Below are 24,836 nucleotides of genomic sequence, written 5' to 3'. Positions count from 1 at the left end.
CTCCATTTACTGATTATAATCTATTCATTTATAATAAAGTGTTTGACGTCCATCCAAGGCATTATTATTCTAGTACACCTTTTTCTTTATAATACTTTTCAGCACCTGGATGAATTGATATAGGCGATTCAACTGCATTTTCCAAAGAGAAATCCTCACCTACATTATGGACTTCTTTAAATTTATCAAGATTTTCAAGTAACGTACTAACAATTTCATAAGCAACATCATCTGACATATCTTCACTAACCATTAATGATGTCCATAACTGCAATGTTTCAACATCATAGTCAATACCACTATAAGTTCCAGCCGGTATAGTTAACTTATTATAATAAGGGTATTGTTCAATAATATCATCACTTATTGAATCATCTAGAGAAATCATTCTTATTTCCGAACTTGATGATAAATCAATAACTCCGGCTGTTGGAATACCCGAAACATAGAATGTAGCATCAAGGTCACCATCTCCAAGCATTCTTCCACCTTCAGCAAAATCTAAATAGTAAGGGTTAATATCTTCTTCATGATCAATCCCATGTGCCTCCAACATTATTATGGACATATCTGTAATAGTGGAACCAGGTGGCCCTAAATTAATACTTTTACCTCTTAAATCGTCAAAGCTTTCAATATCAGATGATGCATCTACAACCATTTGTCCACCACTTAGATAAAGGTTCATCAAAGATAAAGTTCCTTGCTCCTCACCTTCAAATGGTCCGCCGCCATTGTTACCAAAATACAAAGCGTCCCAGTTCCCAAATCCTACTTGAATTTCACCCGATTTTAGTAGACGTACATTTTCAGTAGCCCCGTTCGTCCCTTGTGAAACCGTATTCAATTTTTCGGAATTATTATTTATAACCTGTGACATCCCAGCACCTACTGCGTAATACGTTCCAGAGGATCCTCCCGTTCCAATAACAAGAGGGGCATCACTGCTTGCGCTGCTTCCCTCTTCAGAACCACATGCAACAAATAAAGATAACATCGCAACTGACAGTACTATGGTATTAAAATGTTTTAGAATTTTCATGATAATCCTCCCATATTGTTACTTTACTAACTCATGAACCGAATTGTAATAAACGACATTTTCTTGATCTAATACTTCTCTTAAGCCGTGAAAATCCAGACTTAACTCACCTCTTCTAATCTTCTCTTTGGTTCTTTCTTCTTTTTGTAATCTATATTTGGAGAGTTCCAATGATGAATCTATATCTGACTTCTTCACATTAACAATCCCATCATCATCTGCAAGTATAAGATCTCCTGGCTGGATGAAGCATCCTCCTAAAACCGCATCAGAATTGACGGCTCCCCCTCTGTTTTTAGTTGTTCCTTCAGAAGAGATCGCTTTTGACCAAACTGGGAATCCTAACTCCTTTATTCTTGAAACATCCCTAACACCGGCATCCATAATTAAACCTTGAACTCCTCTTTTTTGAAGAGCCATAACAATTAATTCCCCAATCATTCCAGCACTACTATCACCAATCGTAGTTACCACAAGAATATCTCCTGGTTGACACACCTCAATCGCAGCATGAATCATTAAGTTATCCCCGGCATAACAAACTACTGTGACAGCAGGTCCACATATGAATGCCCCCTCTTGCAATGGTCGAATCTCCCGACTAATTAAGCCCACTTTTCCCTGCGCTTCATATACAGTAGATACATCTAATTCCTTATATTCATCTATCATATTTTGGTTTGCTCTCTCAATAGTTTTAACTACGAACTTATCCATCATATAAACTCCCCTCCGACATATGGAAAAAATCTAGTAAAAGCTTCTGCATATCGATACTCTTTCTCTCCAGAACACCTTCTTGCATGGTTTCCTCTAAGTTTAGCTCTTGATCCATAATAGTCGATTAGATGTGGTTGCGCGGCAAAACAATTCATAGCCGCCTCTTTTTGTTCATAGGTTTCCGTGATATCAAGAATGACTTCTGGCTTAAAGTCACTAATTTCTGATTGGTGGGGTTCAAATCCAAAGAGCCGAGCTTGTTTAGCAGTTGCATAACCATCTAATCTTACCCCATTAGACGTAGACAGAACACTCGCTTCAAACACGAATTTAGATACGGCTTCATGATCAGGGTTGAAGGCGTCTTTTGGACCATGAGTTAAGATATCCGTAGGTTTTACTTCTCGAATTTTTTTTACTAGTCTATCCATACGTTCAGAGTTCATTTCCATATGATAATCTTCATAATCCCAGATCTCATAATCCGTAACTCCTAATTGTTTCACAGCTTCTTCAATCTCTTCATGTCTGGCTTTTTTAACATTTTCTAACGTTTGACCTTCAATATTCCAAAGATCATTTGATTCTCCTCTAGCACCATAGCTTAGAATAACAAGCGAGACATTTGCATGTTTCGCGTATTTGGCGATAACACCGCCGCCTCTCCAAACAAAATCCGCCGCGTGAGCGCTTACAACTAACAAGTTACTATTTTTATCAATCATTTTATCCTTCTCCTATCTATTATTATATTAATTTATCCTTCTACTAAAAATGTAGTATTTTTAACGGTCATTTGTCTTATTTCATCTTCATTAAAACCATTTTCCAGTAAATTATCTACAAACATTTGCAATCCTTCATCCGGAAATACTCCTGCCGGTTGTCCTAGATCAGTAGATAGAATACAATTTTCCGCACCTGAGAACTTTATTTCTTCATATACTTCTCTCCAAGTTGTTTTTTCAGAGTGAGGAGTCGTAAAGCAAAACTCCAAGTATGCACCTAAATTTGTGAGCTCTTTTTGTTCTTCTTTTGTATACCTAGTTGATGGAAAATTAGGATGTGTAATCACAATTTTTCTTATCATCATCTCACTGGCTGCCTTTACTAAAGCAAATGTTTCATCCTTACCTAAATGACCCGTAGCAAGAATTAAATCATGGTTCTTAATAACATCTAATACATCTATTGCTTCTTTCTTTAACTGATTACCTTCTAAAATAGAGATACTTGATTGTGTTTTTCCCTGTTCCATTAACTCTTTTTGTAATTTAGCCCAAAATGGGAGTTTCTTATGATTTCCTTTTTTAAAATACTCTTGCTCGTTTGTGGCATCAACAGTTGGCATCCAAACGATTTTTGCACCATCTCTCGCAGCAAGTTCTACTGCTAGCGGATTAAGTCCGCCTACCGAGTTATTTAATGCAATTGCCCCAATCGGATTTACATTTGGATATACTTTATTAACTAACTTAGCTCTTTCCGCAGTACAAAAATAATGTGACTTAATTCCATAACCCTTCATTCCAACTTTTTCGAGTCGCTCTGCCATTTCAAGGTCATCAAGTTTTCTACCGACTACATCTGGTCCACTATGTACATGAAGATCATAGGCACCTTTCAGTAATTCAACACTTTTTGCAGTCATAACAATCCCTACTTTCTTGTTTTTAAGAAATGTATTTTTAATCAATATTGTTCAACAATCTTGATTAACAACATTGTATATTAATGTGTTTTCCTTGTCAATTGAACTTTTACTTTTTTCCGAATTGTCTATTAATTTTATCTATGTATTTAATGCGAGCCTAGTATTTCAACGGTAGGTTTCTCTTGATACGGTGCGGGTTCATCTTATCTGTTAAAACATAATTACAACTTAAAAAAAGGTGAGGATTCCCTCACCTTTCGCTTATTTATATTAAATAAGTGAAGTTATCCTTCACTGTTTTCCTTACATTAGCTATATGGATTCTTATATATTTTTCTGCGTTTTCCCTGTCTCGAGATTTAAATGCCATATATATATTTTGATGCTCCTCAAAAGAACTTAAATTTCTTCCCGGGACTAAAATTGTTCTAAAGTGGTGTCTAAGCAGTTGATTTTTAATTATACTGATCATCTCAACAGCTTGTGTATTCTTAGAAGCTTGATAAATGACATTATGAAACTCTTTATTTAAACTTGAGTACTCATCATATCGATTATTTTTTAAATGACCACTCATCATATCTAATATCTCTTTCATTCTTATTAAGTCAGTTTCACTTATACTTTCAGCAGCTGTCCTAGCGACTAACCCTTCGAGAACTTCTCTGATTTCCAGATAATGCATAACCTCTTCAAGTGTAAATGATTTAATAAACGCTCCTTTGTTACTCTCTATATTAACAAGATTCTCCTGTTCGAGCTTCAGAAGTGCTTTTTTCACTGTATTCCTACTTACTCCTACTACTTCCGATAATTCTGTTTCAGTTACTTTTTGAGATGGTTTATATGTACCATCTAGTATTCTCGTCTTAATAAACTGATAGGCAGTTTCCATTGGTTTACTCATCTCTACAACCCCATGACTTAAAATTTTTAGTTGTATCTAAGTATTATGATATTACAATATTGTTGAACAATCAAGCAACATAACTACCTTTTAAAAATGAATGTAATTACTATCGCCTAAAATTGGACGCAGGTATTCTATTTATTTTGCTAAATGTTTGGAAAAACAACAGTAGTCCTCAAAAATTCGACAAAAAACGTACGTGTATTGAACAATATATTTATTTATTTTTGGATTTTTTCATTGTATGTACATAATCAATAGCTTCCTTTAAATCATTTAACCTATATAACCAACCGCCTGAATTATTTCGTATTGGTTTAGGTTCATTTGGCAATTCATATCTTATTGTGAAGTGATACATTCTTATGTCCGTATTCATTATCCCTGAACCTTGATAATTGACCAAACTTTCACCATATCTTCAAACCATTATAAAACTGCCATGCGTGTATTCTTCACGCATGGCAGTTTTGCTGTTTTCTTTTACCGCTCCGATGACCTCATAAAAACCAGCTACTACCGCCGCCATCCAAGCGTGCAAATGAAGCACAGAACCGTCCCTATGCTTTACCTATGCTTTATTCTGCGCAACGAGCATGTATAGAGATTCTGCCGGGAAAAATTTCTCTGTGACCTGGAATCCTGCTTCTTTCATTTCCCGCTCCATTCCTTCCAAAGTAATTCTCGGTGCTTTCTCGGAACTTCCTTTTGGTTCAAGTTCCAGACAAATTAGATAACCTTCATTTTTCAGTACATTTTTCATTTGCTGTAACAACGGTGCCAGTGGCTGAATTTCATGCAGCACCAGAGAAGCAATGATCACGTCGATAGAGCCATCAGGTAAAGGAAGTGCTTCCATACTTCCCTGCACCGGGACAATATTCGTGAGCTGTTCCTCCAAGGCTTTCTCGTTTATTATTTCCAACATGCCGGCGTCGATATCCATTGCGTATACGTTGCCCTTGATCCTTTTCGCCGCAGGGATGGAAAAATAACCGGTTCCAGCGCCAAAGTCCAACATGCTGTCCGTTTCTTTTACGGGAATCATGTTTAGCAGCTGTTCCGGGGAGAATTCTTTTCTTCGTTCGGGACTTTCCAAGTACGATACTTTTCCTTTGCTGTGCTTACCATGTGGGTGATGCATATAAATCCTCCTTTATTAAACAGCTGTTTAAACGTGCTTTTTCTCCGGCTTAAATTTTTCTTCTATCAGTGCAGCGTTCACAGACATGGCAGCCATAGAGCCTTCCCCCGCCGCAATAATTAATTGGGAGGGACCGGCAATTCGCGTGTCTCCGCAAGCAAACACCCCTTCTGTATTCGTGCGTTGCCAGCTGTCAGTTGCAATCCCTCCCTGCTCGTTTAATGTATATTCGAGTGAGGATTGAAAGCAAGCTGCCTGTTTCCATTCCGCAGCTATAAACCCTCCTTCACGGAGCACTTCTGTTTCATCTTCAAACTGAATTTTCTCCAGCATCCCCTCTTCGCCAATAAAAGAGGCGATCTTTTTTTCGTTAATAGTGATGCCATTGCTTTTGAGCAATTCTTGTTCTTCCAGCGAAAGTACTTTACTTCCGTTGGTAAAAATAATTAAATCGTTCGTCCAGTTGGACACCATTTTTGCCATATGAAACGCCTTTTGATCATCTGCGATCACTGCCAGCGCCCGATCTCTTAATTCCCAGCCATCACAGAAAGGACAGCTGAACAGGCTCTTGCCATAGAATTCTTTCACCCGCGGAATATCCGGAAGGACTTCCTTAAAGCCGGTTGCAAGAATGATCTTTTTCGCGCTGTATACTTCCCCATTTTCTGTCTCCACCTGGAACAAGGGGCTTACTTTATTGATACGATGAACCCGTTGCTTTTCGATCCTCACGTCAGGATATCTGCTTAATTCTTCCTGTGCAATCCTTTTGAATTCCTGCGGATGTATACCGTCCCTTGTAATAAACCCGTGGGACTCGGAAGTCACCGAATTTCGGGGTTTGTTGTCATCGAACAGGATAGTTTTACGTCTTGATCTTCCAAGTACCAAAGCAGCATTTAGTCCAGCCGGTCCTCCGCCAATCACAGCGCAGTCTAATATCATCCTGCCCACTCCTTTAAAATAAATTTAGCTTTTTTCTTCATTCTGTTGGGATTCTGCCTCTTTAGCAATTTCAATCAAAAGCTTTGATTCCAGTTCACGTTTCATATTTTCCTCTGCCTGTCTCATGACGTTCTCAATCAAGCAACCTTCATGATGAATGGAGCAGTCGAATAAGCTAGTATCTCCTTCAATAGCATGAATAACATCCAAAAAGGATATTTCATGTTTTGTTCTGGAGACTTTATAGCCTCCCTTCGCGCCCGGCGTCGACTCGATCCAACCGGCTTTCGTCAATTTGGTTAAAATCTTAGAAAGGTACGTCGGGGAAAGCTGCTGCAATTCGGCTAATTCCTGTACTCCCACCGAGCTCCCCCCAGGCTGTAGCATTAAATGGACCATCGTATGCAGGGCGTAGTTTGTCGCGTTTGAATATCTCATACAAAACCTCCTTATATAAAAAAGATATTAGAGACTCTTAATGTCTATAATATAAGTAAATTTATCACTAGACGTGAAGAAAGTCAACTTGGGGTTTTTTAAACTTCGACTAAACTGCCCGTTACTAAGTGCATTTTTTACAAAGTCACCCAAAACTGAAGATCTTTGCTGCGCAGTAAAAGTCAAATAAGAAAAGACGATCACTTCAAGTGTAATCGTCTTTTAAAAGGTTATAGTATTGCCAGTATATTTGTAATGCACATTAAATAAAGTTGTCCAAACATGTGTCAGTCCATAATACGTAAATAACAGGTCATTGTCGTTCGATATCGTTCTCTCTACTTACATTATACTAATAATTGTAAATTTTTTCTAGACTATACTTTCTAAATCTTCTGTCATATACTGTTATATACAAATCTAAAAATATAAGAGGTGTACCAGTATGAATGATAAACAAGATATCTTAGATAATGGTCCTTTCTTTCATGGCACTAAAGCAGAACTGAAAATTGGAGATCTTTTAGAAGCGCAAAACTTATCAAATTACCAAGATAAAAAATCGAATTATATATATTTTACTGCAACATTAGAAGCAGCTAAATGGGGTGCTGAATTAGCAACATCTGAATCAAAAGAGAGAATTTACATTGTAGAACCATTAGGTGATATGGAAAATGATCCGAACTTAACTGACAAAAAATTTCCTGGAAACCCAACACGTTCTTACAGATCTAAATCGCCGTTGAAAATAGTAGCTGAATTAAGTTCATGGGAAAGACATTCCGATGAAGAAATAAATCATATGCTTACATCTTTAAAAAAGTTACGTGAACAAGGAAAAGCTGTAATATACGATTAATCTTCAACATCTATAAAGTCATGACTTAAAAGGGGTAGCGTCAGGAAAATGCGATTTACAACGTTACGCAAATTACAACATAGAAAAATCGGTTCCTTACTATGTTTAGGAACCGATTTTTTGATTGGGCTAATATAGCTAACGCACCTTTCGTTGAATAATCAATACACAAGATAATCACCTTTTTTATTCTCCGATAACCTCTTAAAACCAGCCCCTATCACCACTACCCAAGCCGTGAAGATGAAGCATGGAACCGTCCCCATGCTTCCATAGGAACACGTTTATGGTTCAAGAATACAATAGGTTATTAACCAAAAAGGGTGATTTACTATGTCGACGGAGTTACCTGTCTGTATTGAACCAGTTAAGATTAGCTACGGACCAAATAAAACAGTTCTATTTCCTAAGGTAATTGGAATGCATGACCACCAATTTGAAAGATATATTAATCAAACAGTTATTAATCAAACGCAGCAGCTGATAAATGAACAAATTGACAATATGCCAACTACAGTAGTAGAAATGATCGGGTCATATGAAATTAAAAATAACCAACGCCAGGTTCTGAGCTTATCACTCTCCAATTATACGTACCATCACCAGGCTGCTCATGGGATGACGTATATTAAATCTTTGACATTCGATCTACAAAACAGAACGAGGGTTGAACTTAAAGATTTATTCAGGCCCGACAGTGATTATATCAACCGAATTTCAACCTTAATACGTGCGCAAATCCAGCAACGAGATATTCAGCTTCTCGATGCCTTCACATCCATTGAACAAAATCAAGACTTTTACATCGCTGACAAAACTCTTGTTATCTATTTTCAGCTCTACGAAATAACTCCATATGTATTTGGATTCCCCATGTTTCCAATTTCCGTATATGAATTACAGGATATTATCGATGAAGATGGTCCGCTCGGTCGGATGGCTGTTAATAATTAATTAGCCCATTCATATAGAAGGTGTATGAAATAATCTAATTTCATGTCTCGCCGGCCTATTCTATTTATCTACCAAGCGGTTTTCCTTCCCTCAATTAAATTATCTTCTAAAATACAAAACAAATAAAAGTAACGCTTAGCCCATAGCTAAGCGTCACTTTATTTTCATTATCCAGTAGTTCCTTTAATTTTGGATAGCTGTGCCCTCCTCCTTTATGGAGATGAGCCTAGTTGGTTGTTTTTCTACTGTAAGTAATAGCATGATTAAAGTTAGTTTAATAACAATAACCGCATGTGTATCTATTTTATAGATTCTTTCATTGTATGTATATAATCAATAGCTTCCTTTAAATCCTTTAACCTATATAACCAACCGCCTGAATTTAGATAGATGGAATAAAAGAATGTTTTATTACGCACAATAATTATGTGAATTTGTGTGATGTTAAAAGAGATGGATAGACTAGATGGTAGGATTCAACAGTTGAAACAAGAATTAATTCTAATTGTTGAAGCAACTAGCTTAGATAGTCAGGATACCCCACGCTACAGCCAAAACCGCGACTTATCAAAAGTATATAAAACATTCCTATTAAAATAAGAGAATTAAATGTGGGGGAATAACGGTAAAAAGACAAATAGATGTTATTCAATTTGAAGGGGGAGCTATTCCTTGGTTACTGAAGTCAAAAGCTTAAACGAAGAATGTGGCGTATTCGGTGTCTGGGGTATTCCAGACGCTGCACGCTTGAGCTATTTCGGATTGCACAGCTTACAACATAGGGGTCAAGAAGGTGCCGGAATAGTTGCGAGTAATAAAGGGAAATTAAAAGGACATCGTGATCTAGGACTTCTAACAGATGCGTTTAAAGACGATCGTCAATTTGATCGTTTAAAAGGTGAAGCGGCAATTGGTCATGTTCGCTACAATACTGCAGGCAGCAATGGAATTCAAAATATCCAACCTTTCCTATTCCAATTTCATAATGAAGAATTAGCTTTAGCACATAATGGAAACCTTATTAATGCAACTACGTTACGAGAACAATTAGAAGATGAAGGGGCAATTTTTCATTCGAATTCGGATACTGAAATTTTGATGCATTTGATTCGTCGTAGTCAAAGAGAAACCTTAATAGAGCGCGTTAAAGAAAGTTTGAATAAGGTCAAAGGAGCTTTTGCCTATTTAATTCTAACGCCTAACGAAATGATTGGCGCTCTGGATCCAAATGGTTTTAGACCACTATCAATCGGACAAATATCAAACGGAGCGTATGTACTAGCAAGTGAAACTTGTGCATTGGACGTTGTCGGTGCCGAGTTTATTCGTTCCGTTGAGCCTGGAGAAATTGTTATTGTAAACGATGATGGTTACCAAATTGAAAAATATACCGAAGATACAATGATGTCTATTTGCTCAATGGAATACATCTACTTTGCGCGTCCTGACTCTGATATTGCTGGTGTCAACGTACATACGGCACGTAAAAATATGGGACGTACTTTAGCACAGGAAGCACCAACAGCAGCGGATATCGTTATCGGTGTACCAAACTCTTCCATATCAGCCGCAAGTGGTTATGCTGAAAAAAGTGGTCTTCCCTATGAAATGGGATTAGTGAAGAACCAATACATTGCTAGAACATTCATTCAGCCAACACAAGAATTACGTGAGCTAGGCGTACGTATGAAACTATCAGCTGTTAGAGGAGTTGTGAAAGGTAAAAAAGTCGTCATGGTCGATGATTCCATCGTTCGAGGCACAACCAGCAAACACATCGTTCAATTGCTACGTGACGCTGGAGCAACAGAGGTGCATGTAAGAATTTCTTCACCACCCCTGCGTTTCCCGTCTTTCTATGGAATTGACATTCAAAATCGTCACGAATTGATTGCGGCGGATCATTCCGTTGAAGAAGTCAGAGAAATCATTGGTGCCGATAGCCTGGTATTCCTAAGTGTTGCTGGAACTGTAGATTCAATCGGATTAAACTTTGACGCTCCTTATGGCGGCTTATGCATGGCGTACTTCACAGGAGATTACCCAACGCCATTATATGACTACGAAGCAGACTATCTAAAATCATTAGAAAAAGAAATAACCGTTCAAAGGCATGAAGAGTCCTAGTCAAGTTATGGAATAATATTAGTAGTATTTTGAATGCAACATCACTCCCAGTTAGTCGGACTATCGTACAGGTATTGAGCCTAAATAAATGAATCAAACTGTGGTCCGCTTTCGTAAGAGGCGTGGTGGGTTCTGTTAATTTAAATTTACATCACATAAATGGATATTGTCCTTACATCTTCCAGGTTATAAACCTATATGAAAAAACGACCTGAACATGAACAATCATCACGTTTAGGTCGTTTTTATTTGGCAGATCCAATTGATCCATTTAGGAACCGTCCCTCCGCTTCAAATGAAGCAGAGAACCGTCCCTAGTTAGTCCGTCACTACTCCACCCTATGCAAGTCTCCAACAACCAAGGTTTCTCCGGCAATGTTCGTTGAGTTATTACCAACAACCTTCACATATGCACGATTTTCATAGTATCCTGTTGTGCTTGCTACTTCTAATAGATTACTAGCAAAGTCGCCAGCCCACATGTACGTCCATTTGCTTTCTCCCTCAAGTTCAAAGAAGTCATGCAACATGATACCATCTCGGTTTGCATAAACAGGACGATTTGTACCAATTTCATAGTATCGATACCAAGTCTCTGCATCTGGGTCTTCGTAGAAGAAAATCATGTTTTCTTCATCAAAGCGGTCAAATCGAATCCCATCTAGTTTCACATCTTCAAACCAACGTAATGCAGCTTCAACTGCTGTCTTAATTTCTTCCGTTTGTGGTAAAGACATAAGGTATGCCACTACACTTACTGATTCAAACCCGGAAATTGACGGAAGCTCAAACGAACGACCTTTTGTTGCTTCGTACGTGTAAGGATCATGCTGTTGACCCCATGCAGTCAACTCTCCATCCACTTCAATTTGTGATTCTAAAATAAAGTCTAACGCTAAATCAAGCGCTACTTGTGCCTCAGCAGCTAACTCATCACTCACAACGTCATCGTTAAATGGATAACTTTTTTCCGCAACTATTGATAGTGCATTTAACACTCGATTCATAGCATTATCATTGAATGTTGCGTTATCTGCATACCCACCAACAAGGGGATACATTTGTGGGAATCCACCAGTATCATATTGTGATTCTAAAAGATAGTTAATCCCTTTAAGGAGAGACTCTTTGTATCGTTCATCTCCTGTTTCATTGTATACAAGTGTCATGAATAGAATTTCATCAATCGTTGCATTATTATCTGTTGTTCCTGCTTCTGTTTCAGCAGAATAAGAATAAGATTCTGATTTTCTTTCTGATCCATCCCACATACGCTTGTAGTTTGTATCAAACCAGTTTTTATACCAGCCGCCGTGTTCCATCTGCCATGATAGTAAATAGTCTGCTTGTTGTATATTTTCCTCCATGTCGCTAGAGAAATGATAATCTTTTAATAATGGAACATGTTGCGGATCTTCTGGAATTTGTCGATCTATTGTTCCATCTAGGTTGATTGTTTCCTCCGTTTTGAAAACAACAACGGATTGACCAGCTTCATTCACAAACGTGTCCGTATCTACAATCGTAAAGTTATCAGTCAGTTTTGGATTAAGGCCTTCCCAATCTCCCATTGCTGAGTTTAATTCTAAGTCACTTAGATCTAGGTTTTTGACTTTACCATTGAAGGTAACCTCTACTGTATTCTCATCCGTAACAACGGTACTTACGATTTGAATTGGACCAGGAGGAACAGTCTCCTTATTAGGCTTAGGCACAACGGTAAATGATTCTACTGCTGACTCATTTCCTGCATAGTCCACAGCCTTCACTTTAATATTTTTTCGACTTCCAATAAGGTCTATCTCTGCATAAAAAGTGAGGTCATCTGCTATTTCAAATTCTTCTCCATTAATAATGACAACTCCACCTTCATCCACCTTACCTGAAATTGGATATGGATTATACACTGTATGGCGCATCTTTCCTTTTTTATCCCCAGGTAGCTCATCAAGAGTAAGCGTTGGTGCATCTGTTTCATACACAACAGTTAACTCGATTGGTGCTGCTTCTTCGCCAGCTAGATCTACAGCTTCTACCAATACTGTATTTTGACCGAGTTCTAATTCTAATGTAGTGGTAAATGATAGATCTGAACCAACCTCGACTTCATCTCCATTCACTGTCACTGTACTTTCCCTATCCATGGAACCGGAAACCGTATACGTTTGCTCGTTTACAAACGCTCCGTTGTCATCTAACGAAATGACAGGACGTGTATCTACTGGTGTAGCAGATATTGGTGCAGATGCTACACTTGTTGTTACATCATTTTTCGCAACAACCACATAAAAATACTCTACATCATTTGATACATCTGTGTCTGTATATTCTGTATCCGTAACACTACTTGTAATCACTTCATACGATCCATCTTCAGCTGTACTACGCTTCACCTCATAGGAAGTTGCTTCAGGAACTTCATCCCAGCTTAACGCAACTTTCTCATGGCTTGTGTCTACGTCTAATCCAACTGGTGTTGGCAGAGGCTCCACAGGTGTAGCACCTACTACTTCCGATGGATCACTTTCCACCCCATCACGAGATACTAAAGTAATTTGGTAGGAGTAAGTTTCGCCATTCGTTAGCCCTGTATCTGTAAAGGAGTTTGTCTCTAAACCACTAGCTATTGTTTCGAATGGCCCTTCCGACTCCGTACTTCTTTTTACCGTAAATGTCTTTTCCGGTGCAATATCTTGTTCATCTAAATCAAGTGCCCAAATAACAGATTCATCATACAGCTTCCAGCCTGCTTCAGTTAGAACTTCCTCTTGGCCGTTAAAAACAAAGGTAGAAACCCGACGCTCAGGTACTTGCTCACCAGTTACGCGTTTTGCACCTTTTTCGTAGGCAAAAATCGCGGCTTTTTCCTCGTCACCTTCGACCGTCGCAATCACGTCCGCTTCTTCACCTGGAGTTCCAAAGTTCACCTTCCCTGCTTGTGTATATACTTCCACCGTGCCGCTTAGCCCAACTGCTAACGGATGGTCACTATCTTGAATAACAAGATTTGTTTGGCCATCGATATCACCAGATTGACCTCCATCACTGTAGCTTAGGTCCACGTCGTCCACGATCCAACCCTTGGAGTATACAACTGGAATAGGAACATCTCTAAATTTTTCGCCAATGTCTCCAGATCCTGCAGTCTCTCCAACAAAAACGATATCGTAGCCTTCTGCATCCTCCGTTTCCGTTTCCTTCATGATTCTAAAATCAACGGATAAGAAACCTAATGATTGAAAATGCTGAACACCCATGATGTCTGCTGGCAGGCCAGCGCCAACATATAGCATTTTTATCTTATCATCGGCATTTCCCAGTGCCCATTCAACCGACGCATCAAGGAGCTTCCAGCCATCCTCTGTCATGTAATCCTCTTGCCCATTAAATAGGAATGTAGAAACTCGACGAGCAGGAACGGTTTCTTCCCCATTCACTCTCTTTGCTCCTTTTTCATAAGCAAAAATAGGAACTTTCGCTTCGTCTCCTTCTACTGTGGCAATAACTTCTGCTTCTTCACCAGGAGTACCAAAATTCACTTTCCCAGCTTCCGAATATACTTTCACTGTTCCACTAAGTCCAGCGGCTAATGGATGGTAAGGATCCTCGATGACTAAGTTTGTTTGTCCATCAATATCACCTGACTGACCGCCATCACCATAACTTAATTCCACATCATCTACTACCCAGCCCTTTGAATAGACTACTGGAATAGGAACTTCTTTAAATTTCGTACCGATGTCACCAGACCCAGAGGTTTCCCCTACAAAGACAATATCGAAACCATCTGCGTCTTCTGTTACCGTATCTTTAATATTTTTAAATGTTATATTATTAAAACCAAGTGTTTCTAAATGTGCGATTGTTTTTTCGTCAGCCGGTAGACCTGAGCCTACATACAGCATGGACTTTCCTGATCCAATCGAGCGATTCCAGTTTAGAGCGACCTGCTCATCACCAGCAACCGCTTCTAAACCTGTGGGAGAAGCTGATATATTACTAGCTGCAGATGTTTCTAAAGAAAAAACATTTGGTAACGCTGTGAATACTATTAATAATGCTAGAAAAATATGTAGTAGTTTCTTCATAATGTTCCTCCTGTTTTATTGGATTTTAGATACTTAGTTTTGAGAGATTCTCTTAAGTGTTTGTAGTGGTGCACTACGAAACTCGTAGTACAGAAGATATAAACTTGTAGTTAAAACCACCGGTGATAACGCTTGCAAAATGCGATAAAAACGTTGATATAATCGTTCTCACCACAATTGCTGTAATGAGCACTATTTACTTACCTGTCACCTCCTCGAATAAATTGTATCAAAAAGAGTCTAGGCAATATTATCCATTTGTGAAGTATAATCATAGCGTTCACGGGCTATTTGCAACTAATCATACTGAAAAAAAGAAGCAAAAACCTAATGTAAAGATTATCCTACATTACCGAAATTCTTTAGAAATAAGCATATTCCTAATGTGAGGTAATGATCATGCTATAAGAAACAAATATACGAAAACATATGCAAAAAAATAAGGTAATGATTATTACACCAATTTTACCTGTCAATTTGACCAATTTTCATGAAAACGCTTACGAAATTATAGGATATCCTTACCAGGCACTTATCACTATGTATATACTGCATGGTATCCACCATAGGTATAATTTATGAGGTATGTTGTAAGTATTATCTTCAGCGGAGCAGGGTGACGGTGTGTGAAATATTTTTTATGTGCGGATTTTCATAATTTATGTGCGGTTCTCGTCGATTTATGTACGGTTTCATCAATTTTGTGTGCTGGATTTGCGGAATTTACGTGCCATATTAGTCCTTATATACTATAAACAAATAAAACAGATGGGTAATATTAATTATGTTTCTTGCATAAACACGAAAACTTTTACTAATAATAACACGATAGTGGGTTATGGTTAATGTATTGATATCTCCCCATATTTCTCCTGATGGCTTTGAAAAGAAGTTGTACCATGACCTAGAATAGATGGGATATGCGAATTAAAACATGCATTCATAAATGATAAGAGATTATCTAATCTTTCCCACCTTCCTAAAGTAGTTCGCTCATATTAATCTCAAAAATTCAATCGCCATCGTAACCTATACAAGTTTTAGCAAAATAAGCAAGTAACCCCAACCCTAATTCCAATGCATAAAGGAGTATGTAAAATGGATATTTTAAAAGCTTTAACAGAAAATGAATTCTACCTGCAAAAAGAGGACGCCATTCTTTTATTTGATTTGACAGGGATAATTATAAATGGGAATAGATCTGCAGAAGAATTAACTGGCTTTTCGGTAGGAGAGCTTTGCCAATCTAGATTAAATTCGCTCGTTATCGAAGAAAAAGATTCGAACATCCTACACTACCTTTTAATTAGAGCTGAAGACGGTTTTACCGAGAATACGGAGATGGCTATTCGTAATAAGTCGGGTGAGCGAATTGATTTAGCTATAGAAATAGCGCCTCTATTTGTAAATGATAATGTGATAGGAATGTATGGCACCCTAAAGAGGTAACGGAGGGACTCGGCGTAGAGTAATGGATGGAAGTTTAAATTTATAGAGATTGAAAATAACCGAGTTTCCACTATATTATATAGCGCCGTATTTAATTCCCTCTCCCACCCCAGTGCTCCTTTCACTTTGTCTTATATCTATTACAATTTCACTAAAACGCAAAAAATGGCCCAGGAGATGAGCCTCATTCATTGTCTTTCTTCTATAAGTAATAGCATGATTAAAGTTCCCCTTCATTTTCCAACTGCTCGCTTTGTATACTTTGCGTAATCAGATAAGCCCATCAACAATTGAGGTGATAAGCTAGGATTCAACCTTATTAAAATAGTTCAATAACAATAACCGCATGTGTACTGAACAATATATTTCTCTACTTTAAGGATTTTTCATTGTATGCACATAATCAATAGCTTCCTTTAAATCATTTAACCTATATAACCAACCGCCTGAATTACTTCGCATTGGTTTAGGTTTATTTAGCAATTCATATTTTACTGTGAGTATGTAAAATTTATAACGCGCAGCATCATCGAATCCAAATTCCTTATAATCGCTTTTTAACAGATAATAATAATTTGTCAAGATACTCACGCCAGTTTACCATTTCAATTGGAAATTTTTGCTCAATATTAAAAACACAATCCATCACTCCTCCACCAGGTTTTCTGAAGGTTATGAACGGAGTGTCTCTATAGTTATACCCCCTCTTTTTTATTGGGTGAGCGTGTACATGATACTCTTCGACCAAATGAATGGTATTTCCAACAGGTACAGACAGAACAATTTCTTCATCCGTCTCATCTAAGATAGGATCAATTACAGCACCCCAAGAACCTTTTTCATTATCATTAGAGTGTTTCTTTTTGTAACTGTTTATTAACGTTATCTCAGCAGCAATTTTTTCTACAGTCAATCTCCAGTCACCTGATTTTTCAATTTGATCAATTAGTTCATTTACATACGTTATAAATCTTTGTATCTCTGAATCATCATTAAATAACATTAGTAGCTCATGGTTATGTACTAGCCCCTTTTTAGTGAAATTCGCTGAACCTACTAGACAGGTTTTATCGTCATACAAATAAACTTTGTTCTACTTCAATCATTATATAAAACCCTCCCCATTTTCTGCTTTCATCTAGTAAGTACGGCTGAAGTAGAAAAAGGGAGGAGATATTTAAACATTCATTAACTGTTCCTAAAATAAGGTTCGAGTAAAACCATTATCCAAGCCGTGCAAATGAAGCAGAGAACCGTCCCCTGCTTCACTAATAAAAGAAAAAGATTGAACAACATTCTGTTCAATCTTTTGTTAGTTTGTTATAAGTTTCTTTAATAACTTTATGTCAGTATCATGCTCGGCAACTTTTACAGCTATCCCTTCAACACTAGTGTGCTTTTCACTGTTATCTGCTACTTGTTTTGATACGTTATCTAATTTTTTTATCATTACTTGTTGTCCACCGTCAAGCTTCTCTAGTCGTTCACTTAAAGGCTCTAACTTTTCATCTAATAAAGAAGAAAACATTTGCATTAACATTTTTTCATCCATATCATAATCACCACCTACATTTATTATATCAATGATTTAATAATAATTGTGGTATTGAAATTAAAAGATTTCTATATCTATAACAGACTTAACCTGTGATCCACTTATGAAGGACGGCGAGAAGAAGCCATCTTTCAAACCGGTGTCAAACGCAAAGTGCCAATCACAATTTACCCAACTCAAGACATATACGCATTCCCTACCCATTCACCGACACACTTTGATTACCACTGGCTTTTCTACACCCACATCCAAAGCATGACCTAACTTCGGGGTGACAGGCACCTGGGTTATTTATTCTCCAGCTAGTCCCAATAAATCCTCTAAAGGCTCATATCCTTGGTCGTTAAATACATACTTTCGAACTTCACCATCAATAGTAGCTGTGATCAGTCCCATAACTTGGCCTTCATTTTTCTGAAAAGTCATGGGCAGTTCTCCGAAGAACTCTGATCCGAAGTGTGATTCTATGAATTCCTGATTGTTAAGATGGATCGTTCTTATGAAATTCAAGATGTTAAACTTAATCTGATCTTCAAGACTTAAGTCTCCAACTTTAAGCATCTTCTTTACTGCTGCTTCCGAATACTTCATAGGCCATCCCCTTTCAAGTACTTGCTTGGTATATTTTTACAGCTAATATTATATCATTTTTTCCTATACTTATCCTCAATCACTCTGTAATTTTCATGCTTAATTTTATCCCACTCGGTCTTCTTATAGTCAATCGCCTTTAGTCTATCATTGATCCAATCAGGATCGTACTCCCTGAAATTCCATTCCTCGACCCAGTCTTTCATCGCTTTATGTTCAGGGTGCTTTGGATCCAGGTAAGCTTCCAAAAAAGCATAAAATCCATGTATCCCTCCGACATCTTCCGGCGGTGCTGTTTCAGCTCCATCAAGGAGAGTTGGAAATCCGAAGTAATAATCATCAACGATTTCTTCAAGTTTTATAGTGAACCACCAATCATCTCCAAAGTCATAGTTGTATCTGAATTCTTTGTACTTTTCCAGATAATCATCTATCTTAAGACCGGTAGGCTTACGAACCTCAATCTTTAATCGTTCCTGGTGATTCTGTTCAAACTGGAGCATGTCGGCTGGCATTGATTTCAATCGTTTTTCATAATACTTCTTATTCTTCATATAGTGCTGATGCTCAAGATAAGCCTCTTCATTATCAGTGACGATCCTTCTCTCTTCAAGGAAGTCAAACTCGTACAGGTGATAGCCACCACCCGGATACCCGCTCTGGAAATTGGTGGCATTCTGAATGACATCATGCAGCCTCTTGAAAGTTGCACCTCCAGGCATGATAACTCTTCTCCAAATAAGTGGATTTGATTCTTCAAGTTCAATTCTTATAATATATGATTTCAATTTGATAGTACCTCCCTTTCAACTCCCTACATTACTCTTTGGAATAGGTGGTATTTCGCCCATTCGGTCCCTTATAGTAGCACGTATGATATTCCCCCACTGATAACGAAGGGTCTGACTTCATATTCATAAAACTTATAAATTTGCTTTCGGCTTCTAAAATTAAAGGCATGTTATACTTTTTGCTCTGATATTTACTACATAAATAATATGTTTCTAGTATTGGTATTTGAAATTCATTAGCTGCATGAATAATATTTCAAGCTCACTAAAGGTCTCAGCATTACTTTCAATATCATCAGAAATTCTATTTTCCAAACTTCTGTCATCATTTTTATTAGTAGAATTCATCTTTGTTAATGAATTTTTCTTAGTTTTATTCTTGTAACTTTTAATTAGCCTGTTTACATCTCTAAAATTGAAAATGATGCAGAGAACCGTCCGGGACCGATGCTTCCTTTTTCAATACATTAGTTGCAATGGTTCAACATTGCCAGTTATTGTTGTAGTATAACTATTAATTAGCTTACCCACAACAGAAATATTAACTTTTAATTGTGGTTTAGCGTGAAGATTAACTTGATCAATTTTAGCCTCATACACTTTGTTGTTACTAAGAATATCAGACATAAACCCACTATAAGAAAGCTGGAATATAACCTAATTTCCGCCCTTGATGGTCAGAGAGTACTATGACTGCTTTATTATCCTTTTTATTAGTAGCTCTAATTCGAATTTTACATCTTCCCCTACATTTAGCCGATGAGGACAACTACCGGGATTCGCCATGACAACGACTGCATCTGGTTGTTCCTGATTCGCATGTCCCTTTCGCCTAATAACTGCATGATTTCTACACGAATACATGTTGTTACCTATTTCAGTTTGGTAAAAGCTAACTACAATTTCAAAATCTTCTTTTAACTGTTCTGCTGACCAAAACTCCATGTTCCCACTCTCCATTAATCGAGTAATAGTTGATACTTTTATTGTATTCTAGTAATATTCTACTCCCTTATTAATTTTGTTTTGAGACAAGAAAAAACTTCGTGTCTTTATATATATGAAGATGGCTTGTTATAAATCAAAGTTTGTTTGGAAGAAATCAATAGTTTTATATGGTACCAGTAGCAACCCTCAATCATTACTTTTCGGAAGCCTAATAAGGTAACTACTTCATCCCCTTGAACATTGCCAAGCTGTCTCAATCTCTTCAGACCACAACAAATCTAGCCATGCGTGAAGCGCTCTTCTTCACGCATGGCAGTTTTGCTATTTTTTCTTTTGCTTCTCTGATAACCTCTTAAAACCAGCCACTATCACCATTACCCAACCCGTGCAAATGATGCACGGAACCGTCCCCATGTTTCTTTTGAAATCTCTCCTCCTTTTTTCCTTTTGGTTTGTACCTATTCATTGAGGAACGATTATAAAAATGGAGGGTGATTGAATGAGAGGATTTAAGCGTTCGGTGATTAAGGAAGAGCTGGTGAGGCTAACAGGAGATTATAAATCGGCGATTGTTCTGAACCAGATAATCTATTGGTCTGAGTACAACAGGGATTTTGACAAGTTTATTACGGCGGAGAAAAAGTGGAATGAGGATTCAGACATGGAGCTGACGCAAGGATGGTTCTTTAAAACAGCGAAAGAGCTCGCTGAAGATACGTTGATCAATACGGACCCATCGTCGATCCGTCGCTACGTCAAAAAGTTGGTCGATGCCGGTTGGGTAGAGGAACGGAACAATCCGAAAATGAAGTGGGATCATACGAAGCAATACCGGGTGAACCTCGTGAAGATTCAGAAAGACTTAACACAGATGGGACTTTATCTCGAAGGCTATAACAATAAAACTGACATCCCTATCCAATAGATTCTGTGTGGTGGTGATAGGTACGAGTAAAACCATTACTCAAGCAGTTAAAATGAAGCAGAGTAAATGGTGTGAAAAACATGGACATAATCCAGAATCATTAACAAACGAGGAATTAGAACAATTTATAGTACGCTCCGTCCAATTGAGAGAGATGAAATGAAGTATAAGCCCTTGGAGGTACATTCCGTGGGCTTATTAATTCGTTTTTCTATTCACAAAACATGACAATCACAGAGAGAACCAGAATTTTAAAGGTATGCGGTACATTACTGCATTAACCGCTTTATCCGAGTGGGGATCAGGCCCCGTATTCTTTACAATCCTGCCAAGCGTGAAGCGCTCTTCTTCACGCATGGCAGGATTGCTATTTTTTCTTTTAAATGCTCTGATAACCTCTTAAAAACCAGCCACTATCACCATTAGTCAAGCAGTGAAAATGAAGCACAAACCGTCCGGAAAGCACACCTTGAACAGTTCCTTTACAATGTTCATATTACCTTTACAAAGGAGTGGGTGTCGAAATAGGGATTTTCTCTATTTTTACATCCTATTTTTTTATTGGAGTGTAGATATCAATAAAAGGGCTAGTAAACTGCCCCACTATCACCGAAAAGATATGAATTTTAATGACTAAAGCACTAAGGTGAACGAACCAAGTTTTGCTTTACAACGTCTTAATGGCAGCTACACACTGCTTCAATAATAGATTGATAGAGTTTAGTTAGAGAGAACAAACAAGAAACGTAATCATTATTTAGGTAAGGGGGAAAGAGACTCTATTTTCACATGTTAGTTAAAATTAAATTCATGGAGGCTGGATAGATGTTAAAAAAAGCGATGGTTGCAAAGTTAAGTGTGGCATTACTGATTGTTGGCTTAGGGGTTAACGAGGGATGGGCACAGGCAAGTCCACCAGGGCATGCTGGAAAACCCGCTCAACCGGGGCCACCTGATCATGCAGGTCCAAAGGAAAAGAAGGAAAAGGTTGAAAATGTGATTTACTTCATTCCTGATGGCTACTCTGCTGGTTATAATGTGAACTATCGTCACTATAAAGAGGATGGAGCCCCTGTTTGGGATGATTTTTTCACTGGGATGATGTCCACTCATTCTAAAAATAATCGAATAACAGATTCCGCAGCAGCCGGAACCGCAATGGCTACTGGTGTGAAGACCAACAATGGTGTTGTCAGTCAAACTTCTGAGGAAGATGACTTAGAGACGATTCTTGAAGCCGCCGATCAAGCCGGGAAATCTACAGGCTTAGTCTCTACTTCTGCGATTTCCCATGCTACTCCAGCGGTATTTGCATCGCATGTGAATTCCCGTAACAATCAAGAGGAAATTGTCCGGCAGTACATTGATCAAGGCGTGGTAGATGTGTTCTTAGGCGGTGGTTTGCAGTACTTCCTCCCAGAGAGTGAAGGCGGAAGACAAGAAGATCGCCACCTCGTTAATGAAGCGATAGATCAAGGATATCAATTCGTAGAAAATCGAGAGGAGCTACTAGATATTGAAGAAGGGACTATCCTTGGTTTATTTGCAGATGATGCCATGGAACCTGAATTGCACCGAGAAGAAACAGATCAACCGAGCATGGCTGAAATGACTAGCAGTGCAATCGACGTGTTAAGTCAAAATGATGAGGGATTTTTCCTTATGGTGGAAGGTAGTCAAATTGACTGGGCAGGTCATGCCAATGACGCGGCATGGGCCATGAGCGATACGGCTGCGTTTGAAGAAGCTGTAATTAGCGCCTTGGAATTTGCCGGTCAAGATGAGGAAACGCTCGTTGTGATTGCAGGTGATCATGATACAGGTGGTATGACACTAGGAGGATATAATAGTAAAGGTTCAGATGTCGAAATCCTTCATGATGTGACTGCCACAGGAGATTATATGGCAGGACAACTAAACAGTGACCGTAGTGATGTAATAGACGTGGTGGAAGAATATGCAGCAATCACCCTTACAGACGAAGAAGCTCAAACTATTCAGCAATCGGATAACCCCAGCCTTGCTATCAATCAAATCATCAGTGATTATGCGGGAGTGGGATGGTCTACAACGAGTCACACAGGAATTGAAGTTCCTATTTATGCATACGGCCCCGGTTCTGATCATTTTAGAGGGTTAATCGATAATACGGACGTGCCAAAGGGGATGGCAGACCTTCTTAAACTACCAGCATTAAATGAAGAATAAGCGCTAATAAATACCAGTACTTAAAATCAATATAAGCACTTTTTTCAGTGCTATTCCTTTTATAAAATAACCCAAGAGGCTGATGAGGATATGACTCGGAAGAATATAAGACACGGCTTCCGATGAGATTGCGCATGAGAAGGTTGCCCATTAAATGATGCTCTTTCTCATCTCAGTGATAGGTATCAATATACAAATTATGCTAAATTTTATATGACGACGACAGCCGCTCTTATTCCAAGTGGCTGTCATTGCTATAAAAAGATAAAAGTTAGTTACACTTGTTTGGAAAGTGCTCCTATTAGTATAGTTTCTGTTAATTACTATTTATAGTATTGGTAACTATATTCTTAGGTGTTATATAGAAATCATTTTCCATGTCTATATCTCCCCATAAATAAAAAAGACCCACCGTGGTCCGCTTTTGTAATAGGCATGGTAGGTTCTGTTAATTTAAGTTTACATAATATAAATGGAAATTGTCAATATCTTTAGAGTCTAACCTCTTTTCATCTTCCCGGTTATAAACCTATTAAAACTTCCTTCTTTTCCATCAGGAATCACCCTCATTAATTGCGGTCTATCAATTATCTTACTTGATTTGAACACTCTACTTTCTACGATCCTCTGTCATTTGATCAATTCGCCGGGAACCCCACCTTATTTCTTAAAGCTATTTATTCACCGTCTCATACAACCCTTGCTACCGCTTCTACAATGTACCATCGCTACTGATCATGCATACGATAATTCGCTTTCCTTTGTCTGATCACTTTGCCATATTTGGAGTGACAGGCATTAAAACCAACCCTATACTTTATGAAAAACACCATACTTTATTATCCTTTCTTGTCTTGAAACTTGATAAATGACCACACTGTCACAAATTCTACACCAATACAAACCTTGCCATGTGTTCCTTTACTTCACCAATAACCTCTTAAAAAACCAGCGAGTACCGCCATTACTCAAGCCGTGCAAATGAAGCAGAGAACCGTCCCCATGCTTCACTGAAAAATAAATTTGCGTGATATACCATTTTATTCCTTTACCAGGGGTTTAGCCTGTGTGCAGTTCTTTTTAACAGATTGATAATTGTTAAAAAAGGAGCTTCTACTTTGGAAGAAAAGGAAATATTAAACACTTTTAACAGTGAAATTGGAAAGAAGATTCATAACAAAAGGAGATTGTTGGATCTGACACTTGAGGAATTAGCTGAATTTGCAGATCTGAATAGTGATCACATTCGTGACATTGAAAAAGGTCGTGTGAATTTTACCATACACACATTTATGAAAATCTGTGCTGGTCTTCAACTTAACAGTCCCGCTGAACTTCTAAAAGATGCAGAAGAAGAGTTATATCCCCTCTTAAAAGAAATAGCCAAAGAGAGAAAAGATGTAAAAAGAAGAACGAAATAAAAGAAGCCAGTTACCCGTCAATGGCTTCACTCATTGTTTCAACAGGGTACTGGAAAAGTAA

Annotated in this window: 22 protein-coding genes and 1 pseudogene; 8 read left to right on the top strand and 15 right to left on the bottom strand. The window is 38.0% G+C overall.

The features are described 5' to 3' along the window. Positions 1 to 64: 64 nt before the first annotated feature. The 9 genes from CEF18_RS20855 to CEF18_RS20820 all read right to left on the bottom strand — a co-directional run bounded on the left by CEF18_RS20855 (position 65) and on the right by CEF18_RS20820 (position 6,856). On the bottom strand, positions 65 to 1,042 hold the full coding sequence (locus tag CEF18_RS20855) for a TAXI family TRAP transporter solute-binding subunit (protein WP_110938422.1): 978 nt from the start codon (positions 1,040 to 1,042) through the stop codon (positions 65 to 67). An 18-nt stretch (positions 1,043 to 1,060) separates the two neighbouring features. Then, positions 1,061 to 1,762, bottom strand: a complete 702-nt coding sequence (locus CEF18_RS20850; RefSeq protein WP_223292418.1) for a 4-carboxy-4-hydroxy-2-oxoadipate aldolase/oxaloacetate decarboxylase — start codon at positions 1,760 to 1,762, stop codon at positions 1,061 to 1,063. Beyond that, entirely contained in the window at positions 1,759 to 2,487 is a 729-nt protein-coding gene (locus CEF18_RS20845; RefSeq protein WP_183040965.1) for a PIG-L deacetylase family protein, read from the bottom strand. Before CEF18_RS20845 ends, CEF18_RS20850 begins: the two co-directional genes overlap by 4 nt. Positions 2,488 to 2,519: 32 nt before the next feature. After that, positions 2,520 to 3,413, bottom strand: coding sequence for a DUF6282 family protein (locus CEF18_RS20840; RefSeq protein ID WP_110938421.1), 894 nt, complete (start codon positions 3,411 to 3,413; stop codon positions 2,520 to 2,522). A gap of 268 nt (positions 3,414 to 3,681) precedes the next feature. Then, complete coding sequence (locus tag CEF18_RS20835) at positions 3,682 to 4,323, bottom strand: GntR family transcriptional regulator (RefSeq protein WP_110938420.1); 642 nt, start codon at positions 4,321 to 4,323, stop codon at positions 3,682 to 3,684. 424 nt (positions 4,324 to 4,747) lie between these two features. Beyond that, positions 4,748 to 4,876 carry a hypothetical protein gene (locus tag CEF18_RS26900; protein WP_263053816.1) on the bottom strand — a complete coding sequence of 43 codons (129 nt, stop codon included), beginning with the start codon at positions 4,874 to 4,876 and terminating at the stop codon, positions 4,748 to 4,750. A gap of 21 nt (positions 4,877 to 4,897) precedes the next feature. Continuing rightward, positions 4,898 to 5,470 carry a class I SAM-dependent methyltransferase gene (locus CEF18_RS20830; RefSeq protein WP_110938419.1) on the bottom strand — a complete coding sequence of 191 codons (573 nt, stop codon included), beginning with the start codon at positions 5,468 to 5,470 and terminating at the stop codon, positions 4,898 to 4,900. A 27-nt stretch (positions 5,471 to 5,497) separates the two neighbouring features. Continuing rightward, on the bottom strand, positions 5,498 to 6,418 hold the full coding sequence (locus tag CEF18_RS20825) for an NAD(P)/FAD-dependent oxidoreductase (protein ID WP_110938418.1): 921 nt from the start codon (positions 6,416 to 6,418) through the stop codon (positions 5,498 to 5,500). A gap of 24 nt (positions 6,419 to 6,442) precedes the next feature. After that, on the bottom strand, positions 6,443 to 6,856 hold the full coding sequence (locus CEF18_RS20820) for an RrF2 family transcriptional regulator (protein WP_110938417.1): 414 nt from the start codon (positions 6,854 to 6,856) through the stop codon (positions 6,443 to 6,445). 445 nt (positions 6,857 to 7,301) lie between these two features. On the opposite strand from CEF18_RS20820, the gene arr reads away from it, so the two are divergent. The 3 genes from arr (at position 7,302) to purF (ending at position 10,799) form a co-directional block, all read left to right on the top strand. Then, a complete protein-coding gene (gene arr / locus CEF18_RS20815) occupies positions 7,302 to 7,718 on the top strand; it encodes an NAD(+)--rifampin ADP-ribosyltransferase (protein WP_110938416.1) in 417 nt (138 codons plus the stop codon). 333 nt (positions 7,719 to 8,051) lie between these two features. Beyond that, on the top strand, positions 8,052 to 8,672 hold the full coding sequence (locus tag CEF18_RS20810; protein ID WP_110938415.1) for a DUF3298 and DUF4163 domain-containing protein: 621 nt from the start codon (positions 8,052 to 8,054) through the stop codon (positions 8,670 to 8,672). Between the two features lie 672 nt (positions 8,673 to 9,344). Then, complete coding sequence (purF, locus tag CEF18_RS20805) at positions 9,345 to 10,799, top strand: amidophosphoribosyltransferase (RefSeq protein WP_110938414.1); 1,455 nt, start codon at positions 9,345 to 9,347, stop codon at positions 10,797 to 10,799. A 329-nt stretch (positions 10,800 to 11,128) separates the two neighbouring features. Here the strand turns inward: purF and pelA are convergent, their stop codons facing one another. Continuing rightward, positions 11,129 to 14,887, bottom strand: a complete 3,759-nt coding sequence (pelA, locus tag CEF18_RS20800; protein ID WP_110938413.1) for a pectate lyase — start codon at positions 14,885 to 14,887, stop codon at positions 11,129 to 11,131. Positions 14,888 to 15,985: 1,098 nt separating this feature from the next. On the opposite strand from pelA, the gene CEF18_RS20795 reads away from it, so the two are divergent. After that, positions 15,986 to 16,336: a PAS domain S-box protein gene (locus CEF18_RS20795; RefSeq protein WP_183040964.1), complete on the top strand. Its 351-nt coding sequence runs from the start codon at positions 15,986 to 15,988 to the stop codon at positions 16,334 to 16,336. A gap of 544 nt (positions 16,337 to 16,880) precedes the next feature. Here the strand turns inward: CEF18_RS20795 and CEF18_RS20785 are convergent. Both CEF18_RS20785 and CEF18_RS20780 read right to left on the bottom strand, forming a co-directional pair. Then, a complete protein-coding gene (locus CEF18_RS20785) occupies positions 16,881 to 17,417 on the bottom strand; it encodes a phospholipase D-like domain-containing protein (RefSeq protein WP_110938410.1) in 537 nt (178 codons plus the stop codon). 231 nt (positions 17,418 to 17,648) lie between these two features. After that, positions 17,649 to 17,888: a hypothetical protein gene (locus tag CEF18_RS20780; protein ID WP_110938409.1), complete on the bottom strand. Its 240-nt coding sequence runs from the start codon at positions 17,886 to 17,888 to the stop codon at positions 17,649 to 17,651. 111 nt (positions 17,889 to 17,999) lie between these two features. On the opposite strand from CEF18_RS20780, the pseudogene CEF18_RS27285 reads away from it, so the two are divergent. Further along, positions 18,000 to 18,155 (top strand): annotated as a pseudogene (locus CEF18_RS27285) (competence protein ComK); the annotation flags it as partial. Between the two features lie 27 nt (positions 18,156 to 18,182). Here CEF18_RS27285 and CEF18_RS20770 read toward each other — a convergent pair. The 3 genes from CEF18_RS20770 to CEF18_RS20760 form a co-directional block, all read right to left on the bottom strand. Then, positions 18,183 to 18,482 carry a hypothetical protein gene (locus tag CEF18_RS20770; RefSeq protein ID WP_110938407.1) on the bottom strand — a complete coding sequence of 100 codons (300 nt, stop codon included), beginning with the start codon at positions 18,480 to 18,482 and terminating at the stop codon, positions 18,183 to 18,185. Positions 18,483 to 18,535: 53 nt separating this feature from the next. Then, entirely contained in the window at positions 18,536 to 19,270 is a 735-nt protein-coding gene (locus CEF18_RS20765) for a plasmid pRiA4b ORF-3 family protein (protein ID WP_110938406.1), read from the bottom strand. Between the two features lie 690 nt (positions 19,271 to 19,960). Beyond that, positions 19,961 to 20,218: a hypothetical protein gene (locus CEF18_RS20760; RefSeq protein WP_110938405.1), complete on the bottom strand. Its 258-nt coding sequence runs from the start codon at positions 20,216 to 20,218 to the stop codon at positions 19,961 to 19,963. A gap of 502 nt (positions 20,219 to 20,720) precedes the next feature. Here CEF18_RS20760 and CEF18_RS20755 point away from each other — a divergent pair. The 3 genes from CEF18_RS20755 to CEF18_RS20745 all read left to right on the top strand — a co-directional run bounded on the left by CEF18_RS20755 (position 20,721) and on the right by CEF18_RS20745 (position 24,775). After that, on the top strand, positions 20,721 to 21,146 hold the full coding sequence (locus tag CEF18_RS20755) for a winged helix-turn-helix domain-containing protein (protein ID WP_110938404.1): 426 nt from the start codon (positions 20,721 to 20,723) through the stop codon (positions 21,144 to 21,146). 825 nt (positions 21,147 to 21,971) lie between these two features. Continuing rightward, the gene (locus tag CEF18_RS20750; protein WP_110938403.1) at positions 21,972 to 23,354 is read left to right on the top strand and encodes an alkaline phosphatase; all 1,383 of its coding nucleotides are present in this window, start codon (positions 21,972 to 21,974) and stop codon (positions 23,352 to 23,354) included. A gap of 1,118 nt (positions 23,355 to 24,472) precedes the next feature. Then, positions 24,473 to 24,775 carry a helix-turn-helix domain-containing protein gene (locus CEF18_RS20745; protein ID WP_183040961.1) on the top strand — a complete coding sequence of 101 codons (303 nt, stop codon included), beginning with the start codon at positions 24,473 to 24,475 and terminating at the stop codon, positions 24,773 to 24,775. The last annotated feature ends 61 nt before the right edge of the window (positions 24,776 to 24,836 follow it).

The organism is Salipaludibacillus neizhouensis, from assembly GCF_002886185.1.
In the GTDB taxonomy this organism is placed as follows: domain Bacteria; phylum Bacillota; class Bacilli; order Bacillales; family Salisediminibacteriaceae; genus Salipaludibacillus; species Salipaludibacillus neizhouensis.
Note: the sequence above shows the minus strand (reverse complement) of the source record. Positions and strands in the feature narration are given on the sequence as shown.